This is a genomic window from Pseudoclavibacter sp. AY1H1, assembly GCF_002931055.1.
GTDB lineage: Bacteria > Actinomycetota > Actinomycetes > Actinomycetales > Microbacteriaceae > Pseudoclavibacter.
In genome coordinates, this window is sequence record NZ_PSXX01000011.1 from 117352 (window position 1) to 135018 (window position 17667).

The following is a 17667-nucleotide window of genomic DNA, read 5'->3' on the forward strand; positions in this document are numbered from 1 at the left end:
GTGCGCCAACGACGCGCTCCTGCGCGTCGTTGCCGATGTCGTCGAGCCCACCGAAGTGCGCCCTCCGACATTCTGGCAGTTCTCGGAGCCGCCCGGGCCGACCGTGGTCGATCTCCCTGATCGCGCGCCTAAACGAAGCGAAACGATCATGGGAACGGACTCAGCCCTGCCGGGCTTTCATGCGCGGGTTCTTCTTGTTGATGACGAAGACGCGGCCGCGACGCCGTACGATCTGCGCACCAGGGACCTTCTTGAGCGCCTTGAGCGAGTTGCGAACTTTCACGAGGACCTTTCTTCTTGAGAATCTTTCTCATTAGACTAGCCCCATGACCTCCGATCGACCAAGCGCCCAGACCGTCACCAGCTCGCTCGGCCTGACACTCGTCAGCGGGCTCGAGACATCGGGCCGACAGCTCGTCACCGCGCTCATGTGCGGAGAACCGAGCGGACCGACACCCGTCACGGAGTTCGGCGACGAGCAGACGAACGCCCTGGAACTCGGCGTCGACATCGCCGACGACCTCCTCCGGCAAGCCGCGGACGGACGCAGGGGCAACATCATCGTCGAGCTCTCCTCGGACGCCGAGACGCAGAGCGTCGGCCTGGCCATAGACCACGTCATCGCCGAGGCACGCAGCCACCCCTCCGCGCCGGACACCGCCGACGTCACCGTCGGGGCCAGAGAGTTCATCACCGTCGCGAGCATCGGCGACATCCGACGCCTCCTCTTCCAAGAAGGCACGCCGCTACCCGAGGATGCCAACACCTCCGCCACGCTCGCCGAGCAGCTCGAGTTCGCCACCATCGTCGTGCTCACCGGAGCCGACGCACACCCCTCAGGCCTCATCAGCGAGACCTGCACGCTCATCCAGCAGCTCAACCCGACGGCGGTGATCACCACCCCGGCCGCGGCCTCGGATCTCGGCAGGCACCTCAGACCGATCCGACCAGGGCTCGCACACCAGCTCGCCTCGACCGCCGGATGGATGCTGCGCCTCGACGACCGCATGCACTTCCCGCCAGCCCGCGGCCACATCGACTGCACCGTCTTCACCGAGCCACGACCGTTCCACCCGGAGCGCCTCGCCGCCGGTCTCGCGAACCTCACCCCCGAGCAGGTCGGGCTCATCACCAGATCACGCGGCCACTTCCGCCTCGCCAACAGGACAGATCACGTCGGCGACTGGTCGAGCACGGGAGGCAACATCCAGCTCGGGGCATCCGGCGTCACGAGCGCTGATCCCGAAGCGCCCCTCGGCACCTCGATCGCCGTCTTCGGGCGCCAGCTCCGCACCGACGCCATCGCCAGCCTGCTCCACGAGTGCGCCCTCACCGACGAGGAGCTCATCGCGGGCCCCAGTGCCTGGTGCGACTACGCCGACCCGTTCCCCGGGTGGGAATGACCGGCTGAGGAGACGAGCCCGCCCCACCCTCCGTGGCCGCCCTCAGCGCGCGGAGAGCGGGAGGTGGATCTCGAACGTCGTGCCGCTGCCGACCGTGCTGGACGCCTCGAGGCGCCCACGGTGCGCCTTCACGATCGCGAGCGTGATGTTCAGGCCGAGACCCACACCGGGGACCGCCTGCTTCGTGGCCGTCGTCGCACGGAAGAACTTCGTGAAGAGGCGGTGCATCTCCTCCTCGGGAATGCCCATGCCGGTGTCCGAGACGTAGACCACGACCTCGTTGCCGTCACGCCGCACCCCGACACGGACGACGCCGCCCTCCGGAGTGAACTTCACCGCGTTCGAGATCAGATTGTCGATCGCCTGCCCGAGCCGCATCGCGTCCCCGGAGAGGACGACGTCCTCGCCGCCGGCCTCGCCGACCAACTCGACCGACGCCTGCGCGGCAGTCGGCAGGGCCGTCTCCAGGGAAAGCCGCACGACCTCCCCCAGACGCACCGGCGAGAACTCCATCGGCACCTTCCCGGCATCGACCTGCGCGACGAAGAGCAGGTCGCCGACCAGCGACAGCAGGCGGTTCGCATTGCGCTCCGCGACGTCCAGGTAGTGGCGCTGCTCGTCGTTCAGCGGGCCGCTCTCCTCATCGCGGGCGAGCTCGAGGTAACCGAGGATCGAGCTCAGCGGCGTGCGCAGCTCGTGCGAGATGGTGCCCACGAACTCGTCCTTGAGCCGAGACGCCTCGTTGACCGGCGTCATGTCGTAGGCGATGAAGATGTGGCCGACCGTCTCACCATCCGGCGTCTTGCGAGGAGCACACGTCATGAGCGCCGGCATGGGTTCGTCCTCGGCGCGCACGAGCTCGACCAGCGTGCCGGCCTGCTCGTTGCATCCCGCGGTCTCGACCAGACGCCGCAGCAGACGGTTTCCGTCCTCCTCGTCATCGCCCTCGCCGCGGATCGCGGACGCGGAGTCCTCCGAGAGGAAGTCCGTCACATTTCGTTTGCCGACGACAGCAGAGGACGACGGACCGAGGAGGTTGCGCGCCCCTGGCCCCCACGCCACGATCGTCCCGTCGAGCTCCGTCACGATGGCGATCTCGTGGACCGCCGCGTTCCAGACGCTGAGGTTGAAGGCCTCCGAGGCGCGCAGCTCACGGGTGGCCACCTCTCGCGCCTTCTCGCTCGCCTGCACCTCCAGCAGGCGTCGCTCGCGCTCCTCGGCATAGAGCCTGGCGCTCTCCACCTGCACCCTGGCACGGTGGGACATCTCGTTGATGACGCTCGCGATGACCGCGAACACCAGCGGCGTGAAGACGATCCGCAGGATCTGCGGATCATTCCACGGCGCCGTCCCCATGAGGTAGGGAAGCGCGAGCGTCACCAGCAGCGTGCCGATGGCACACCAGATCGCCCGACGCCCGGGCTCGGTCGCGATGAAGATCAGCGGCAGGAGGACGAGGGACGTGAACATCGACAGCGCCCCACCGGTTCCCACGCGGAAGAGGCCAAGGGCGAGCATGGAAGCCATGGGGAGGATCAGCCGCGTGCACGGCGGCGCTGTGTCCCACGGAACCAGGAAGGCAGCTCCCGCGAGGGCGACGACGATCACCACCCCCGTCCACGCCGGAACGGGCTCCGTGATCAGGGCCCCGGGAACGAGGAGGATGGCCCCGAGCGCTATCAGCAGGCCGAGCACCGACGCGAGCTGACGGATGGCGGGCGACGTCGTGTCGACCGTGAACTGGCCGAATGGACTCTTCACCGAGACACTCATGACTGGACCTCTCTGAGCCTCGCGACGAGGCTGGCCAGCGAGAAGGGCTTCGTCAGATAGTCATCCGCCCCCGCCGCCTCACCAGCCTCCTGCGCCACGACATTGGCATTGGCCGACACGATGATCGCGTGCGCCCGAACGTCGCCCTCCTGGGCGCGCACACGCGCGAGCACCTCGAGCCCCGACAGCCCAGGCATTGAGACGTCCAGGAGCAGCAGATCCGGCACCGACTCGAGGGCGGCCCGCAGCGCGCTCACCCCATCGCCGTACGAGCCCACGATCTCGAAGCCTGCCCGCCGCGCGGCAGTCTCGAGCAGGAAGCGGATGTCGTCGTCGTCATCCGCGATCACCACCCTCGCCGCCATCAGGTGCGCCTCGCACGCAGACGCGCGACAAGCCCCTTGACCTGCTTGCCCGTGAACGGCTTCGGGAGCACATCGTCCGAGCTCGGGTAGTCGGTCTCGTCGAGCACCGAGGAGATGACGATCGCCACCTCGGGAACCAGCTCGCAGATCCGCTCGCGCACCTCCCAGCCGCTCCCGACCCCCAGCAGCAGATCGATCACCGCGACGTCCGGGACCTCCACGCGGATGCTCGCAAGGGCCTCGTCGAGCGTTGCCGCCGACTTCGCGGCGCACCCCGCCTTCCGGAACTGCGTGCGCAGCAGCTCGCGCTGGTCCGCATTGTCGTCCACGATCAGCACCCGCAACTGGTCACCGCTCACAGGAAGAACACCTCTCTCACGACAACCAGCACTGCGACACCCACAAACGCCAGCGTCGCCTGCAGGTACAGGCGGTTCTCCGCTCTGGCGTCCCGCTTGATCTCCTCGGTCAGACGGCGTTCACCCAACTCGCTCATGCCAGCACGGCTCCGCTCTTCTCCGTCTTGTCCCACGTCATCGCGGCGCCACGCGCCTCCTTGATGTAGGAGTCGAACGTCACCGCGCAGAGAATCGGCCCGTAGCCGATGAGGTAGACGAGGATGGGATTCACCACCCGGCCGAACTTCGTCGAGTCGATCAGCTTCATGCCCCACGCCGCGACCATGCACAGCGAGATCCACGCGAAGATCGCCAGGTTCCACGCGTCGTATCCGCCCTCGGTGAGCGTCAGACCGAACATCGCCGGGATGCGCTGCTCGAACAGGCCGGGGAAGAACGCCGCCAGCAGCACGACCATCGAGATCAGCCCGGGGAAGAGCAAGACCTCACGCCACGCCACCCTGCCCACCTTCGGATCGAGCTGTGCGGCGAACAGCATGATGTACACGTATGCGCAGCCCACCACGATCCAGAGCGCGCGGAACACGAGCATGGCAAGCGGCGAATCCATCAGGTACAAGCCGATGAGGCCCACCGACGAGAGCAGCATCAGCACCGGCAGCAGGAACACGCTGAACCAGAAGAGGCCGAACGAGATCGTGCCGAGCTTGTGCTCCTTCGACGGGCGGAACCAGAGGTGGCTGTACCGCTTCGTCAGCTGCACGTTGCCCCTGGCCCAGCGCAGCCGCTGCTTCCAGAGATCCCCGACGTGACGCGGCTCCTCGGCCAGCACGACAGCGTGCGGCTCGAACACCACCTTGCGGCCAGAGAGCTGCGTCTCGAACGTGGTGACCGTGTCCTCCGCCAGCGAGCTCGTGTCAATCTGCCCGCCGATGGCAAGCAGGTTCTCGCGCGAATGCAGCTGCGCACCTCCAGCGAGGCAGGCCAGAGCTCCGAGCACATTCTGCGCACGCCGGCTGCCGACCTGCGACAGGACGTACTCGAACGCGATGAACCGCGTCAGGTAGTTCTTGCGCAGGCTGCCCTCGCTGATGTACGCCGTGACCGACCCCACCTCGGGGTCGGCGAGATGCCTCGTCATCTTCCGCATCGAATCCGGAAGGTAGATGACGTCGGCGTCCATGATGAGCAGCGCCTCCATCCAGTCCTCGCTGAGCACGCGACGGAGCCCGTGGTTCAAGGTGTGCGCCTTGCCCTCCCCGCCCTTCTCGCGACGAAGGTGGAAGACCCGGCCCGGGTACCGACCGGCACGCTCGAGGACGACGTCAGGGGTGTCGTCCGTCGACGCGTCGTCGACGACGTACACCCTGAGCCGCTCCGGCGGGTACTCCAGGGCCATGAGCCGGTCGATGGACCCGCCGATCACCGCCCCCTCGTTCCACGCCGGGACGACGACGGCCACGTTCGGCAGGTACGGCGCAGCCTTCTCGTAGTGGTTGAAACGAGCGTGCAGCGGCACGATGAGGAACTGGTAGGCCATCGTGAAGGCCGGTATAGCGCCGATGGCGACGAACACGACGAAGATCGTCGCCAGCACCGCACCGCCGATATCGAGCCAGGCGTCGGCGCTCACGCGAGCCCCCCGGCGTCCGACGAACCGAACGCGGGCACCTCCGCCAGCAGCTCGCGAACCCGGGCATAGACGCCGACGTCAGCAGCACGGTGGCTATCCGTCGAGGCGACCAGCGTCGCCCCCTCCGAGAGAGCAGCCTCGATCGCCCGCGAACTCGGGCATACCCACTTCTCGTTCACCTCGATGGAGGTTCCCGTCTCACGAGCGGCAGACGCCCACGCCGAGAGGTGCTCCGCAGAGAGCTGAGACTCTTCGATGCCCACCTTGGGAAGGATCGAGAAGGGATGCGCCAGCTGCGCACCGCCACCGGCCGTCCGCATCGCGCCGATCGTCGCCCCGATCAGCAGATCGAGTGCATCCTCGACCGCAAGACCAGCCGCCAGACGCTCCCGCGTCTCACGCGGCGACCACGGGCCATCCGGACCAGGGAACTGATGATCGGCGATGACGATGCCATCCACCCCTCCGGCCCCCACCCGCAAGTCGCTCGGCACGTCGAGCGTGCCCCGCGCATCCATGATCTTCGCCTCGACGCCGATCACCAGCTCGACCCCGGTGGTGCGCCTCGCCGCGACGACCGCAGCCACGAAGTCCGGCACCCAGGCCGTGCTGCCGCGCACGTGATCGGTCGCCCGCATCGTCACCAGGCCGCGCTGTTCGGCGGCACGGACGTTCGCCGAGATGGGACTCTCCGCGTCGTCCGAGAAATCGGAATGGACATGCCAGTCGCCGAGCAGCAGCGCTTCGAGACCGGGACCCGCCTTCGTGTCAGTCACGAGCGAGAACTTCGTCAAAGGGCAGGAACACATCCTCGAGGAAGCGGACATTCGCGACCTCACGGAACTCGACGCGCGACGGAACCGGCCGTTCGAGCGCGATATCCACCGCAAGCGACGGCATATCGACACCGGCCGCGATCGTCAACGGCATGGCGCCAGAGAACCTCGGGTTGATCTCCAGCAGCGCGGGGCGACCATCGGTGCTGTACCGCAGCTGCACGTTCGCCACCCCCACGAGCCCAGCCGCACGGGCGCAGGCGGCAGCCGTCTCCTCGAGCTCAGCGCGGTGCACCGTCCTGCCGGCGACCGCCACGCCCGAATCGACGCGAGCACGCAGACGGGGAACCGCCGCGATCGCCTCGCCGTCGGCACCCATCACGACGTCCACGGAGAACTCGTCGCCCGGGAGGTTCTCCTGGATGAGCAGGGCAGCATCCCGCGTCTTCGCCTCGAGCTCCTCCCGCGAATGCACGAGGTGCACGCCGCGAGAGCCCGCACCGCTTCGGGGCTTCACGATGACCGGGAACACCCAGTCGCGGGCGATGCCCTCGTCGTCGAGCAGAGCCGTGGCCGGCACCAGTGCGTGCGGCTCGCACGCCTGCACCAGCAGCCACTTGTCGAGGCACGTCGCGAGCGCCTCCGCGGAGGGCGCGGCGAGCACCGCGCCGAGCTCCGCGCGTCGCGCCGCGAGCGGCGGGAGCTCCACGTCGACGGTCGACACGAGCACATCGATGCCGTCTGCGGCGACCAGGTCGATCAGCGCATCGCAGAAGCCTTCGGAGAGGCCAGGAGGAACGAGCCTCCGGTGCGCCTCATCCACGAGGTACAGGCCACTCGCCCAGCCGTCCATATCGGCGGCGAACACCTCGAGGTCATCTCGACCGAGGAGAGAGCGGATGACCGCCACCCCAGCCGGCCCGCCGGCACCCGTGACCAGGACTCGAAATCTCATGCGCGGTTCTTCTTCTCAGTCTCAGTCGTGCCCAGATTATGCACCGTCGCGAACTCACCGTCGCCGCGCTCCGCAGTGATGCTACTCGCATCCCGGATCACCTCGAGCGGCTCGCTGTACGTGCCAGTGCCGAAGCGCGACCAGTACCGTGCGGCGGAGAGCACGAAGTCCGGCGCCAGGTAGTCGCGGATGTCGGCCTGCGACGCGAATTGCGCAAGCAGACCGAGCTTCATATCCGTGAATCCGTCGACCGTCACGAACCGCGTCGGACGGAAGTCGATCGTGGACGACGGGCTCTGATAACAGGCCACACTCGCCACCCTGCGACTCGCGACGAGCGTCGCCTCGTGCACGGCACGGTGGTCTTGATGCCGGTCATTCCGAGAATGCGTGTAGACGATCGTCGGGTCGGTCTCCGCGATCACCCGCTCGATGATGCCCACCGTCGGGTCATTGTTCGGAATGGCGGTATCCGTGAGGTCCTCGAGAAAGAGACGAGCACCGAGCGACTCCGCAGAGGCAAGCGACTCGTGCTGCCGATCCGCAGCGTCACCGCCGCGGCCGCCGCGAGACAACGTCAGGATCACGATCGAATCTCCGGCTGCCGCGTGCGCCGCCAGCGTGCCGCCGACGCCGATCTCCACGTCGTCCGGATGCGCGCCGATCGCGAGGACCCGACGGCGCGGGCTGCGCGCCCGCTTGACCCTCGCCGCCTCGACGAGACGCTGCACCGTGCTCACCAGCACCGCCCCAGGGATGGGCTTCTGCAGGAACTCGTCGGCGCGATCGCGCAGGGCGCGAACCGCGTACTCGACGGAGGCGTGTGCCGTCATGACGACGACGGGCAGATCTGGCTTGATCTCGCGCAGACTCCCGAGAACCTCGAGTCCGTTCGCCCCCGGCAGCTCGACATCGGTGAGCACCAGGTCGGGGTTGAAGTCATTCACGTGCATCAGCACCGCAACCGCGTCCCGAAGCACGCGGACCTCGCACCCGAGGCGCCTCCGGAGCACCGTCTCCAGGAACTCGGCGACGTCGCCATCGTCTTCGATGATGAGAATGCGGTACGAAGCCTCTGGCATAGTCGCCAACAGTAATCGGAAAAGCAACCAGCGGCACCCGCTTCCGGCGATTCTCGAATGCGAGCGAAATACCCGGAGAATGCGAAAAAGGAATGCCTATGAACTTGCCGCCTTTCCGACGATGCGGCAGCTCAACGACGACCGCTACGCGGCGACCGCATCCTGCGATGCCGACGGCTCCTCTCCTCCCGGAGGAATGCGACACCACGACTCCGCGATAAGACCGATAACAAGCAGAGCCACCGCCCCGGCAAGCGAGAGGACCGCGTGCCAGATGGGCTCCTCAGGCGGCACCGTGCGAGTCACCGCGAACGCCAGGACGCCGAGCGCCGCACCGGCCAGCAGCGACGACGCGAGGCTCGCCGCCCGCGCGAACGCGAGAACCCGGAACGCGTACTGCGGATCGACACGCCTCCCCTTCACCTCACGTTGTGGCCCCCTGGTGCCATGTTCTTGACGCGCGCCGTCGTTCGACGACCGGTCTCGCTCGAGCCCGGGGGCCCGCCGCCGAGACTCGGCGTCGCGACGCTCACGCCACAGACGGCGCGTGTACGCGCGGATCGGCCACGCGAGCCACAGCAGCAGCCCCGCGAGAACAACAAGCGTCAGCGGCATGGTCAGCGGGGGCGCCACGACGGCGCGCCCTGAGGTCACGAGCCACGTCTCCACACACCAGGCCAGGACACCGCCGATGACGCCGAGCCCGACGAGCAGGCCCGGCCTCGTTCTGCTCGCCAGGTTCACTGAGCGATCCGCTCGACGCGATCCTCCGCCGCGGCCCGCAGCTCAGCGACGCTGCCGTGAGGGGCGAGCTGCGCGCGCGGATCGACCTCCAGCCACGGAGCGAGCACGAACGCGCGCTGGTGCGCCCGTGGATGCGGCAGCACCAGCTCGCCGCTGCTGACCTCGCCAGCCACCTGGATGAGGTCGAGATCCAGCGTCCGGCTCCCCCACCGCGTCTCACGGGTGCGTCCATGCGCATCCTCGATCGCATGCAGCGCCTGCAGGAGCTCGGTTGACGGCAGCTCGGTGTCCACCAGCACCACCGCGTTGCAGTACGCGGGCGCCTCCTCGCTGACCCCCTCGAGGGTGAGCGCCGGGGTCTCGTAGAGGCTCGAGGCCGCGACGAGCTTCGTGCCAGGCAGCTCGGTGATGCTCCGCAGCGCCGACCTCAGCGTCGCCTCCCGGTCGCCGAGGTTCGCGCCGAGCGCGATCACGGCCTGACGGACCCGACGGGCCCGCTCAGCGGGTGCGACGTTCGGAGCGCCCCCAGAGCCGATCACGATCGCCGCGTCCGACGCCGTTCGCGCCGCCGCCGCTGCCGCCGCCTCACGGGCGTGGAAGTCGTCCTCCGCGCTCGCCGACACCGCGTGGGCCGCCGACGACTCGAGATGATCGCCCCGCAGCGTCGGCCGGTGACGGAGGATGCTCACCGCCACGTCCTCGAAGTCCAGCGCGACCGGCGCCTGCGGCTTGTGCACCGTGATGCGCACGGCCACGGCATCGTCGAAGCCGAACGTCGCCGACGCGAGACGCTCCGCGAGCGTCTCGATGAGATCGACCGGCTCGCCCGTCACGATCGCGTGCAGCGCGTGCATCCACTCCCCGTAGTGCAGGGTGTCGCCGATGTGGTCGCTCGACGAAGCCGCCGCCGCATCGACCCACGCCTCCGCGTCGACATAGAAATCCTGACCATCGCGGCGCTCGTGATCGAAGACACCGTGATGCCCGCGCGCATGCATGCGCGTGATGAGGATGCGGTCGAGCTCAGGCTCGGGCGCGCCGGGGCGAAGAGCCGCCACCGCACCAGGCGCCAGATCGGCGCCGCCGCCACTCGCATCCGCGACCCGTTCGCGCGTGAACGCGTGCTCGTGCGCCTGCCCGCCGGCCGCGACCGCCTGGGCCGCCCGCACCTCCGCACCGCGCCGCCGATCAAGGTCCGGCTCGTGCCCGCTCATGTGGTCAGTCATCCTGTGCTCCTTCACGCCAGGAGGCGACGACATCCAACGCCACCCGGTTCGCCTCGACATTGTGGACACGCACGCCCCAGATGCCCGCCTTCGCCGCCAGCGCCGTGATGACCGCCGTCGGCAGGTCACGCTCCGTCACCTGCGCGTCCGAGCGCAGCATCTCGCCCGTGAAGCGCTTCCGGGAGGCGCCCACGAGCAGCGGGTGCCCGAGCGCCACGAACTGCTCGAGCTCGCGCAGCACCGCCCAGTTGTCATCCCTGCGCTTCGCGAACCCGAGGCCCGGATCCAGGACGATCTGAGACTCGTCGAGCCCCGCCGCGACGGCGCGGTCTCGCGCACCGGCCAGCTCGGCCAGGATCTCCGCCGCCGGGTCGCGGTAGTCGGCGAGCTCGTTCATGCGCACCGAATGGCCGCGCCAGTGGCTCAGGATGAACGGGCTCCGGCTCTCGGCGACCACCTCGAGCATCGCCGGATCGGCCAGCCCACCGGACACGTCGTTGACGTACTCAGCACCAAGTGCGAGCGCAGCCGCGGCCGTCTTCGCGTACATCGTGTCGATGCTCACCAGCACACCGAGCGCCGCCAGCTCCTTGACGACCGGCAGTACGCGGGCCGCCTCCTCCTCCTGCGGCACCCGCACCGCGCCCGGCCGCGTCGACTCGCCGCCGACGTCGATGATGTCTGCGCCCTGGTCGACGAGCTCCCGAGCGCGCCGCATGGCCCGCTTCGTGCGGCGCTTCTCGCTGAACAGGTCCTCGAACCTGCCGCCGTCGCTGAACGAATCAGGCGTGATGTTCAGGATGCCCAGGATGCGCGGACGCTTCGGGATAGCCGGCTGCAGCAGGTTCGTGAAGCGCTGCGGCAGGGCGAACGGCCTCGTGTTCGTCGTCACCGGGCCAGTGTCGTCGGCCTCATCCACCGAGCTGGCGACCGCGGCTGAGCCAGCGGCTTCGGTCTCGGCTTCGGTCGGCGTCTCCGCGGCCGGAAGACCCGCACCCGACTGCGCCTCCGCGGCCGAGGCCGACGCCTCGAACGCCAGCGCCTGCTCGGACCCCGAGGCCTCCTGCTCGACGAACAGCGGCGCGTCGTCCTCGCCCGCCGTCGAGCGAGAGCGGCGCACCGGATCGAACCGCGCACCGCGCAGCACCTGCCCCTGCACCGCGACTGGCTGATCGGATCCGGCAGCGCCCTCGGGAACCTCGGGCGCCGAGGTGACCTGCGCCTGGGACTGCGAGCCGATCAGCCCCATGATCTCCGCCCGGGCCACCGGGTCCGACAGCTCCCCGCGCGCCGACACTGTCACCACGGTGCCAGCCTGCTGGCGGGAGCCGCGAAGCCCCGCGCAGGCGTGACTCGCCTCGATCACCGCGAGGGCACCACGCGCATCCAGCGCCGACATCATGACGTCGACAAGCTCGTCGCCGAGCCGCTCCTGCAGCGTCGGGCGTGCGGAGAGCGTCTCGAGCATGCGGTGCAGACGGCCGAACCCCACGATCGACGCAGACGGCACGTACGCGAGGTGCACACGCCCCGAGAACGGCAGCAGATGATGCTCGCATACCGACCGGAACGCGAGATCTCGCAGCACGACAGGCTGCGACACTCCCCCGGTCACAGCCACCCCAGCATCCTCTTCGAACGGCGACTCGATCTCCGCCACCGGGAACCTCGCACTCGCGAGCGGCCCGCGCGCATCCACACCGACACCGCCGAACAGCTCGAGCGCCGCCTCAGCCACACGGACCGGCGTGCGCTCGAGCCCAGGGCGATCAGGATCTTCACCGATCGCCGACAGGAACTCTCGGACAGCCGCCTGAGCACGCACCAGGTCGATGCGCCCCACCGACCCCGAATCGATGTCGTTCATCTGCAAGTCCTCACTCCGCGTGGCCCGCGGCGCGGGTCTGGTTCCATCCTCCCGCGAATCGAACCCCGCGCGCACCCCCGGCCTCGCCGCGCGCGTCACACTCAGCGGTCCCTGTGCGAGGCGCCGCCAGATTGACAAGACCCGGTGGATCTCGAAAGGGTCGAAGGACCGACGAGCAGAGGAGTCACCATGACCGACGACCGGCCCGGCTTCCGGAGCTTCGCATCCGCCCCACTCGCCATCGCGCTGTGGGTCGTCACCGTCGGCGCGACCGCGCTCTTCCTCGCGCTCGGATGGAACCTGCTGCAGATGGCCATCCTCATCGTGCCCCTCGCGGCCGTCAGCGTCGCCGTGACCGTCTCCGCCCTCAAGAAGACGAGGCGCGGCACCGGCTGAACCTCGACCCCCGCAGCGCGTGAGACCCGCCCGCTGACGAGGAATGCAGGCTCCCAGATCTGGGAGCCTGCATTCTTCTCGCGTGGCGTACGCTCACCGTGCGGCGTGCGGCGCGGCGTGGGGTCTAGAAGCCGAGCTCGGCTCCGCCATCCTGCGCATGCTCGATCGGGTCCATCTGGTCGACCGGGATGTGCGGCTTGAGCGGCACCGGCGGCAGCGCGCTCACGGGACGGTCGGGGCTCGACAGCCACTGCGGGCGCTCCGGGAGCTTCCGAACGGGCTTGAAGATCTCGTCGAGGCGGATGTGGTCGAGCGTCTCCTTCTCGAGCAGCTCCGCCGCCAGCTGGTCGAGAATGTCGCGGTTGTCGTTGATGACCTTCCACGCCTCGTCATGGGCCTGCTCGATGAGCAGGCGCACCTCGCGGTCGACGGTCTCCGCAACCGACTCCGAGTAGTTGCGCCCGGCTCCCGCCTGCTGGCCGTACACCGTCTCGGCCGACGACTCTCCGAGCTTCACCGAGCCGACGGATGCGGTCATGCCGTACTCCGTGACCATCTTGCGCGCCGTCTTCGTGGCCTTCTCGATGTCGTTCGACGCGCCCGTCGTGGGGTCGTGGAAGACGATCTCCTCCGCAACGCGTCCGCCCATCGCGTACGACAGCTGGTCGAGGAGCTCGTTGCGGGTGACCGAGTACTTGTCTTCCAGTGGGAGCACCATCGTGTAGCCGAGCGCGCGACCACGCGGGAGGATCGTGATCTTCGTCACCGGGTCGGTGTGGCGCATCGCCGCGGCAGCAAGCGCGTGCCCACCCTCGTGGTACGCCGTGATGAGGCGCTCCTGGTCGTTCATGACGCGGCTGCGACGCTGCGGGCCGGCGATGACACGGTCGACCGCCTCATCCAGCGCCTCGTTGTCGATGATCTGCGCGTTGGAGCGAGCCGTGAGCAGGGCCGCCTCGTTCAGCACGTTGGCGAGGTCTGCACCCGTGAAGCCGGGCGTCTTTCGGGCGATGACACGGAGGTCGACGTCCTGCGAGAGCGGCTTGCCCTTGGCATGCACGCCGAGGATGCGGGCGCGTCCGTCGAGGTCGGGGGCGTCCACGCCGATCTGCCGGTCGAAGCGACCAGGACGGAGCAGGGCCGGGTCGAGCACATCGGGGCGGTTCGTCGCGGCGATGAGGATGACGTTCGTCGACCCATCGAAGCCGTCCATCTCCACGAGGAGCTGGTTCAGCGTCTGCTCTCGCTCGTCGTTGCCGCCGCCGATCCCCACACCACGGTGGCGTCCGACCGCGTCGATCTCGTCGACGAAGATGATGGCGGGCGAGTTCTGCTTCGCCTGCTCGAAGAGGTCACGGACTCGGCTCGCGCCGACACCCACGAACATCTCGACGAAGTCCGAACCGGAGATCGAGTAGAACGGCACGCCAGCCTCACCGGCGACCGCACGGGCCAGCAGCGTCTTGCCCGTTCCCGGAGGGCCGTACAGCAGCACGCCCTTCGGGATGCGAGCGCCCACAGCCTGGAACTTGGCCGGCTCCTTGAGGAACTCCTTGATCTCCTGCAGCTCCTCCAGCGCCTCGTTCGCGCCAGCGACGTCGTCGAACGTGACCTGCGGGCTCTCCTTCGAGACCAGCTTCGCCTTCGACTTGCCGAACTGCATGACCCCACGACCGCCGCCGCCACCGAGGCCGCCCGCGAAGAGGATCCAGATGAAGAAGCCGATGAGCAGCAGCGGGAACAGGATGCTCACCGCCGAGAGCAGCCAGCTCGGCTGAGGCACGTCGTCGTCGTAGCCGCCAGCGGGAGCAGCCGAGTCGACCGCCGACACGACATCGTCGGCGCGCGCATCCACGAAGTAGAACTGCACGTTCTGGCCGTACTCGGGGTCGGCCTGCGCGAGCTCCATGTCGACGCGGTTGTCGCCGTTCACGATGACGACCTTGTCGGCCTTCTTCTCCTGAAGAAGCTGAAGGCCCTGCTGCGTCGTCACCTCGCGGGTGCCGCTGCCGTTGATGAGACTGAAGCCCAGGCCGATGACCAGCACGGCGAGCACCACGATGAAGATCGGGCTCTTGAAAATCTTGGTAACTTGCTTCATAAGTCGAGACTCGAGTGGCGTGCTCGGTGCCTTTCAGCCGGTTCTTCGCCAGCGCACCAGGGCGCTCAATCGAAAGTCATGGTACCCGCGGCCCCCGACACCGGCGTCCAGTGTTCGCTGCAGGCGCGCGGCGCATCCGCTCGAGCGTGCGCGCCTACTCGCCGCCGTACACGTGCGGCTGGAGCACGATGATGTCGCGCAGGTGCCGGTACTGCTCGTCGTAGTCGAGGCCGTAGCCCACCACGAACTCGTTCGGCACGTCGAAGCCGACGTAGCGCACGGGGACATCCGATTTGAGCCGCTCGGGCTTGCGCAGCAGCGTGCAGATCTCGACCGAGGCCGGGCCCCGCGACTCCAGGTTCTGCTTGAGCCACGACAGCGTCAGCCCCGAGTCGATGATGTCCTCGACGATGAGCACGTGGCGACCCGTGAGGTCCGTGTCGAGGTCCTTGAGGATGCGCACCACACCGCTCGACTCCGTTCCGGAACCGTACGAGCTCACCGCCATCCAGTCCATCTTCAGCGGAATCGTCAGCTCCCGCGACAGGTCGGACACGACCATGACCGCGCCCTTCAGCACACCGATGAGCAGCGGCTCGCACTCGGCGTAGTCGCTCTCGATACGGCGGGCGATCTCGGCGAGCTTCGCCTGGATCTCCTCCTCCGTGATGAGGACCTCGCGGACGTCGTTCGGAATATCAGTAGCGCGCATCCTGGCTCCCTGGGTGGTTCAGCGCTCGACGAAGCGAGCGCGGTGTGCGAAACGGTAGAAGCTAGGCGGTCTCGTCGAGGTGGTCGTCGTGCGCGGAAGCCGTCGCCCCGAACAGGATGCGACCCTTCTCGCGCTCGACCCGGATGCCAGGCAGATCGACGGGGCCCTGCCCGCGCCACTCCGTCGCCAGCGCCGTGACCGCCATCGTGTGCCCACGAGTGAGCGAGACGCCGAAGCCCTGCTCGGCGACGATGCGGCAGATGCGCTGACGCAGCGCCGGAGGCTGCGCGACGATGCCGCCGACATCGAGGGAGATGCGGCCGTCCGCATCGGTGTTGACGATCTCGTGCGCCCACTCGAGCGCAAGCGCATCCAGCGTCTCAGAATCCTCGCGGAGCGTCGTCGCCGTGCGAGCGAGCGCCTCCGAGATGCCGGGGCCGAGCTCCTTCTCGAGCAGCGGGAGGACCGTGTCGCGAACACGGACACGCGTGTACGCGGGGTCGCTGTTGTGCGGGTCGATCCACGGCGAGAGCCCCTGGTCTTCGCACGCCTGCACCGTCACCGCGCGGTGGATGCCGAGCAGCGGCCGAAGCAGAGCACCAGTGACCGGGGCCATGCCGTGCAGGCTCTTCGCTCCGGAACCGCGAGCCAGGCCAAGCAGGACCGTCTCCGCCTGGTCGTCCAGTGTGTGCCCAAGGAGGACCCACGGCGCACCCGTCTCGACGCGCACCGCCTCGATCGCCTCGTAGCGGGCCACCCGGGCAGATGCCTCGGGACCGGCTCCGACGTCTTCCACGCTCACACGCACGACGCTCACCGGGGCGAGCCCGAGCTCGGCTGCCTGCTCTGCGGCGCGCTCCGCGACCCGCGCAGAACCCTCCTGCAGATCGTGGTCGATGATGACCGCGCCAGCCTCGACCTCGAGGCGCTTCGCCTCGAACGCCGTCGCGGCAGCGAGCGCCAGCGAGTCCGGACCACCACTCAGCGCGACGAGGATGCGGTCGCCCTTCTGCACGCGCCCGAGGAGAGAACCACGGACGGCTCGACGAAGGTCGGCAACAGCTGGAGTGAGGCGAGGGCGATCTGACACAGGTACAGCCTAAACGCGCCCGCGCGAACCGTCACGCTCGAAGCCGGAACATCCCAGAAGGACGAACCCGCGAGCCGCGGAAACGGGCAGACGGCTCAACGCTTGCGACCGAAGAGGAAGTAGGAGATGGGACCCACGAAGTTCACCAGCGAGAACGCGCCCCACGCGAGTCGCGAACCCCGCACCTGGCTTGGCTTGCGGCGCAGCAGGCTCAGCAGCGCGGCCCCGAGCAGCGTGAACTGCACACCAGCCGCCAACGCCGTGCCCAGCGTCAACGCGTGCGGAAGCGCCTGGCCAGTCCCCTCCCGGAGCGGGATGAACGGATCGACGTGCAGCGCTTCCTTGAGATCAACCATGGAGACCAGCATGCCACGACCGTGCGCCCGGCGATCATTCCGGTGTCACACAGCACCCCCGCCGCGCCCGACGCCGAAACGCGCGACGCGAACCGCGCATCCGCAGCCCCGAGCGAGGCGCATCCACTACCCTGAAGCCGAACGAAACCAACGGTTTCGTGCGGCGAGCAGCGCCACACCGGGCCCGCCGACAAGCCACACAGAATGAGCGCCACCAGGCGCAACGAAGGAGCGCCATGGGCAGCTACGACGTCGTCATCGAAATCCCGCGCGGAAGCCACAACAAGTACGAGGTCGACCACGAGACCGGCCGCGTGTTCCTCGACCGCGTGCTCTTCACGCCGTTCGTGTACCCCGTCGACTACGGCTACTTCGAGCACACCCTCGCCGACGACGGCGACCCCCTCGACGCACTCGTGCTGCTCGAGTACCCGCTCTTCCCGGGTGTCGGACTCAAGGTGCGCCCCGTCGGCGTCCTCAACATGGCCGACGAGGCCGGCGGAGACGACAAGATCCTCTGCGTGCCGGCGAAGGACCCCCGCTGGGCGAAGATCCAGGACCTCGGCGACGTCGACGACTCCACCAAGGACCAGCTCAAGCACTTCTTCGAGCACTACAAGGACCTCGAGCCCGGCAAGTGGGTCAAGGTCGAGGCGTGGGGCGACGCCGCCGCCGCCGAGGCGATCATCGAGCGCTCCATCGCGCAGTACAAGCCCGCCGAGTAGGCGCAGCTCACCGGCCAGACCGGTGACCGGCTGACGAAGCCCCGCATCCACTGCAGAAGTGGCTGCGGGGCTTCGTCGTGCGCGGACTCGGTCGTGCGCGGACT

At 68.5% G+C, this 17667-nt stretch carries 19 protein-coding genes; 3 read left to right on the forward strand and 16 right to left on the reverse strand.

What is annotated here, in order from left to right:
- Window positions 1-160: 160 nt before the first annotated feature.
- Window positions 161-283: a type B 50S ribosomal protein L36 gene (gene ykgO, locus C5E05_RS15660; RefSeq protein WP_104240281.1), complete on the reverse strand. Its 123-nt coding sequence runs from the start codon at window positions 281-283 to the stop codon at window positions 161-163.
- Window positions 284-326: 43 nt separating this feature from the next.
- Here ykgO and C5E05_RS15665 point away from each other — a divergent pair, with 43 nt between their 5' ends.
- Complete coding sequence (locus C5E05_RS15665) at window positions 327-1403, forward strand: GTP-binding protein (protein WP_104305860.1); 1077 nt, start codon at window positions 327-329, stop codon at window positions 1401-1403.
- 42 nt (window positions 1404-1445) lie between these two features.
- Here C5E05_RS15665 and C5E05_RS15670 read toward each other — a convergent pair whose 3' ends face one another.
- From C5E05_RS15670 to folP, 11 genes are all read right to left on the reverse strand, one after another.
- Window positions 1446-3164 (reverse strand): cell wall metabolism sensor histidine kinase WalK, encoded by a 1719-nt coding sequence (locus tag C5E05_RS15670; RefSeq protein WP_181059679.1) that lies wholly within the window; start codon window positions 3162-3164, stop codon window positions 1446-1448.
- Window positions 3165-3172: 8 nt separating this feature from the next.
- Window positions 3173-3541 (reverse strand): response regulator transcription factor, encoded by a 369-nt coding sequence (locus C5E05_RS15675; protein ID WP_104240278.1) that lies wholly within the window; start codon window positions 3539-3541, stop codon window positions 3173-3175.
- Window positions 3541-3900, reverse strand: coding sequence for a response regulator (locus tag C5E05_RS15680; RefSeq protein ID WP_104342458.1), 360 nt, complete (start codon window positions 3898-3900; stop codon window positions 3541-3543). The genes C5E05_RS15675 and C5E05_RS15680 overlap by 1 nt, the downstream gene beginning before the upstream one ends.
- Window positions 3897-4037, reverse strand: a complete 141-nt coding sequence (locus tag C5E05_RS20265; RefSeq protein WP_181059680.1) for a hypothetical protein — start codon at window positions 4035-4037, stop codon at window positions 3897-3899. The genes C5E05_RS15680 and C5E05_RS20265 overlap by 4 nt, the downstream gene beginning before the upstream one ends.
- Window positions 4034-5533: a glycosyltransferase family 2 protein gene (locus C5E05_RS15685; RefSeq protein WP_258064898.1), complete on the reverse strand. Its 1500-nt coding sequence runs from the start codon at window positions 5531-5533 to the stop codon at window positions 4034-4036. The genes C5E05_RS20265 and C5E05_RS15685 overlap by 4 nt, the downstream gene beginning before the upstream one ends.
- Window positions 5530-6309 (reverse strand): PHP domain-containing protein, encoded by a 780-nt coding sequence (locus tag C5E05_RS15690; RefSeq protein ID WP_104342476.1) that lies wholly within the window; start codon window positions 6307-6309, stop codon window positions 5530-5532. The genes C5E05_RS15685 and C5E05_RS15690 overlap by 4 nt, the downstream gene beginning before the upstream one ends.
- Window positions 6302-7264 (reverse strand): ATP-grasp domain-containing protein, encoded by a 963-nt coding sequence (locus C5E05_RS15695; RefSeq protein ID WP_104240276.1) that lies wholly within the window; start codon window positions 7262-7264, stop codon window positions 6302-6304. Before C5E05_RS15695 ends, C5E05_RS15690 begins: the two co-directional genes overlap by 8 nt.
- Window positions 7261-8346, reverse strand: coding sequence for a response regulator (locus C5E05_RS15700; protein WP_181059684.1), 1086 nt, complete (start codon window positions 8344-8346; stop codon window positions 7261-7263). Before C5E05_RS15700 ends, C5E05_RS15695 begins: the two co-directional genes overlap by 4 nt.
- A 144-nt stretch (window positions 8347-8490) precedes the next feature.
- Window positions 8491-9090 (reverse strand): DUF3180 family protein, encoded by a 600-nt coding sequence (locus tag C5E05_RS15705; protein ID WP_104240274.1) that lies wholly within the window; start codon window positions 9088-9090, stop codon window positions 8491-8493.
- Window positions 9087-10316, reverse strand: a complete 1230-nt coding sequence (gene folK, locus C5E05_RS20590; protein WP_181059685.1) for a 2-amino-4-hydroxy-6-hydroxymethyldihydropteridine diphosphokinase — start codon at window positions 10314-10316, stop codon at window positions 9087-9089. The genes C5E05_RS15705 and folK overlap by 4 nt, the downstream gene beginning before the upstream one ends.
- Entirely contained in the window at window positions 10309-12183 is a 1875-nt protein-coding gene (folP, locus tag C5E05_RS15715) for a dihydropteroate synthase (RefSeq protein ID WP_104305855.1), read from the reverse strand. The genes folK and folP overlap by 8 nt, the downstream gene beginning before the upstream one ends.
- A gap of 189 nt (window positions 12184-12372) precedes the next feature.
- Between folP and C5E05_RS15720 the strand changes: the two genes are divergently transcribed.
- Window positions 12373-12579 carry a hypothetical protein gene (locus C5E05_RS15720; protein WP_104342459.1) on the forward strand — a complete coding sequence of 69 codons (207 nt, stop codon included), beginning with the start codon at window positions 12373-12375 and terminating at the stop codon, window positions 12577-12579.
- Between the two features lie 124 nt (window positions 12580-12703).
- On the opposite strand, the gene ftsH is transcribed toward C5E05_RS15720, so the two are convergent.
- From ftsH to C5E05_RS15740, 4 genes are all read right to left on the reverse strand, one after another.
- Entirely contained in the window at window positions 12704-14680 is a 1977-nt protein-coding gene (gene ftsH, locus C5E05_RS15725) for an ATP-dependent zinc metalloprotease FtsH (protein ID WP_104240270.1), read from the reverse strand.
- Window positions 14681-14834: 154 nt separating this feature from the next.
- A complete protein-coding gene (gene hpt / locus C5E05_RS15730; RefSeq protein ID WP_104240269.1) occupies window positions 14835-15392 on the reverse strand; it encodes a hypoxanthine phosphoribosyltransferase in 558 nt (185 codons plus the stop codon).
- Between the two features lie 61 nt (window positions 15393-15453).
- Window positions 15454-16482, reverse strand: a complete 1029-nt coding sequence (gene tilS / locus C5E05_RS15735) for a tRNA lysidine(34) synthetase TilS (RefSeq protein ID WP_104240268.1) — start codon at window positions 16480-16482, stop codon at window positions 15454-15456.
- 95 nt (window positions 16483-16577) lie between these two features.
- A complete protein-coding gene (locus C5E05_RS15740; RefSeq protein WP_104240337.1) occupies window positions 16578-16838 on the reverse strand; it encodes a PLDc N-terminal domain-containing protein in 261 nt (86 codons plus the stop codon).
- A gap of 236 nt (window positions 16839-17074) precedes the next feature.
- Here C5E05_RS15740 and ppa point away from each other — a divergent pair, with 236 nt between their 5' ends.
- Window positions 17075-17563 carry an inorganic diphosphatase gene (gene ppa / locus C5E05_RS15745; RefSeq protein WP_104240267.1) on the forward strand — a complete coding sequence of 163 codons (489 nt, stop codon included), beginning with the start codon at window positions 17075-17077 and terminating at the stop codon, window positions 17561-17563.
- The last annotated feature ends 104 nt before the right edge of the window (window positions 17564-17667 follow it).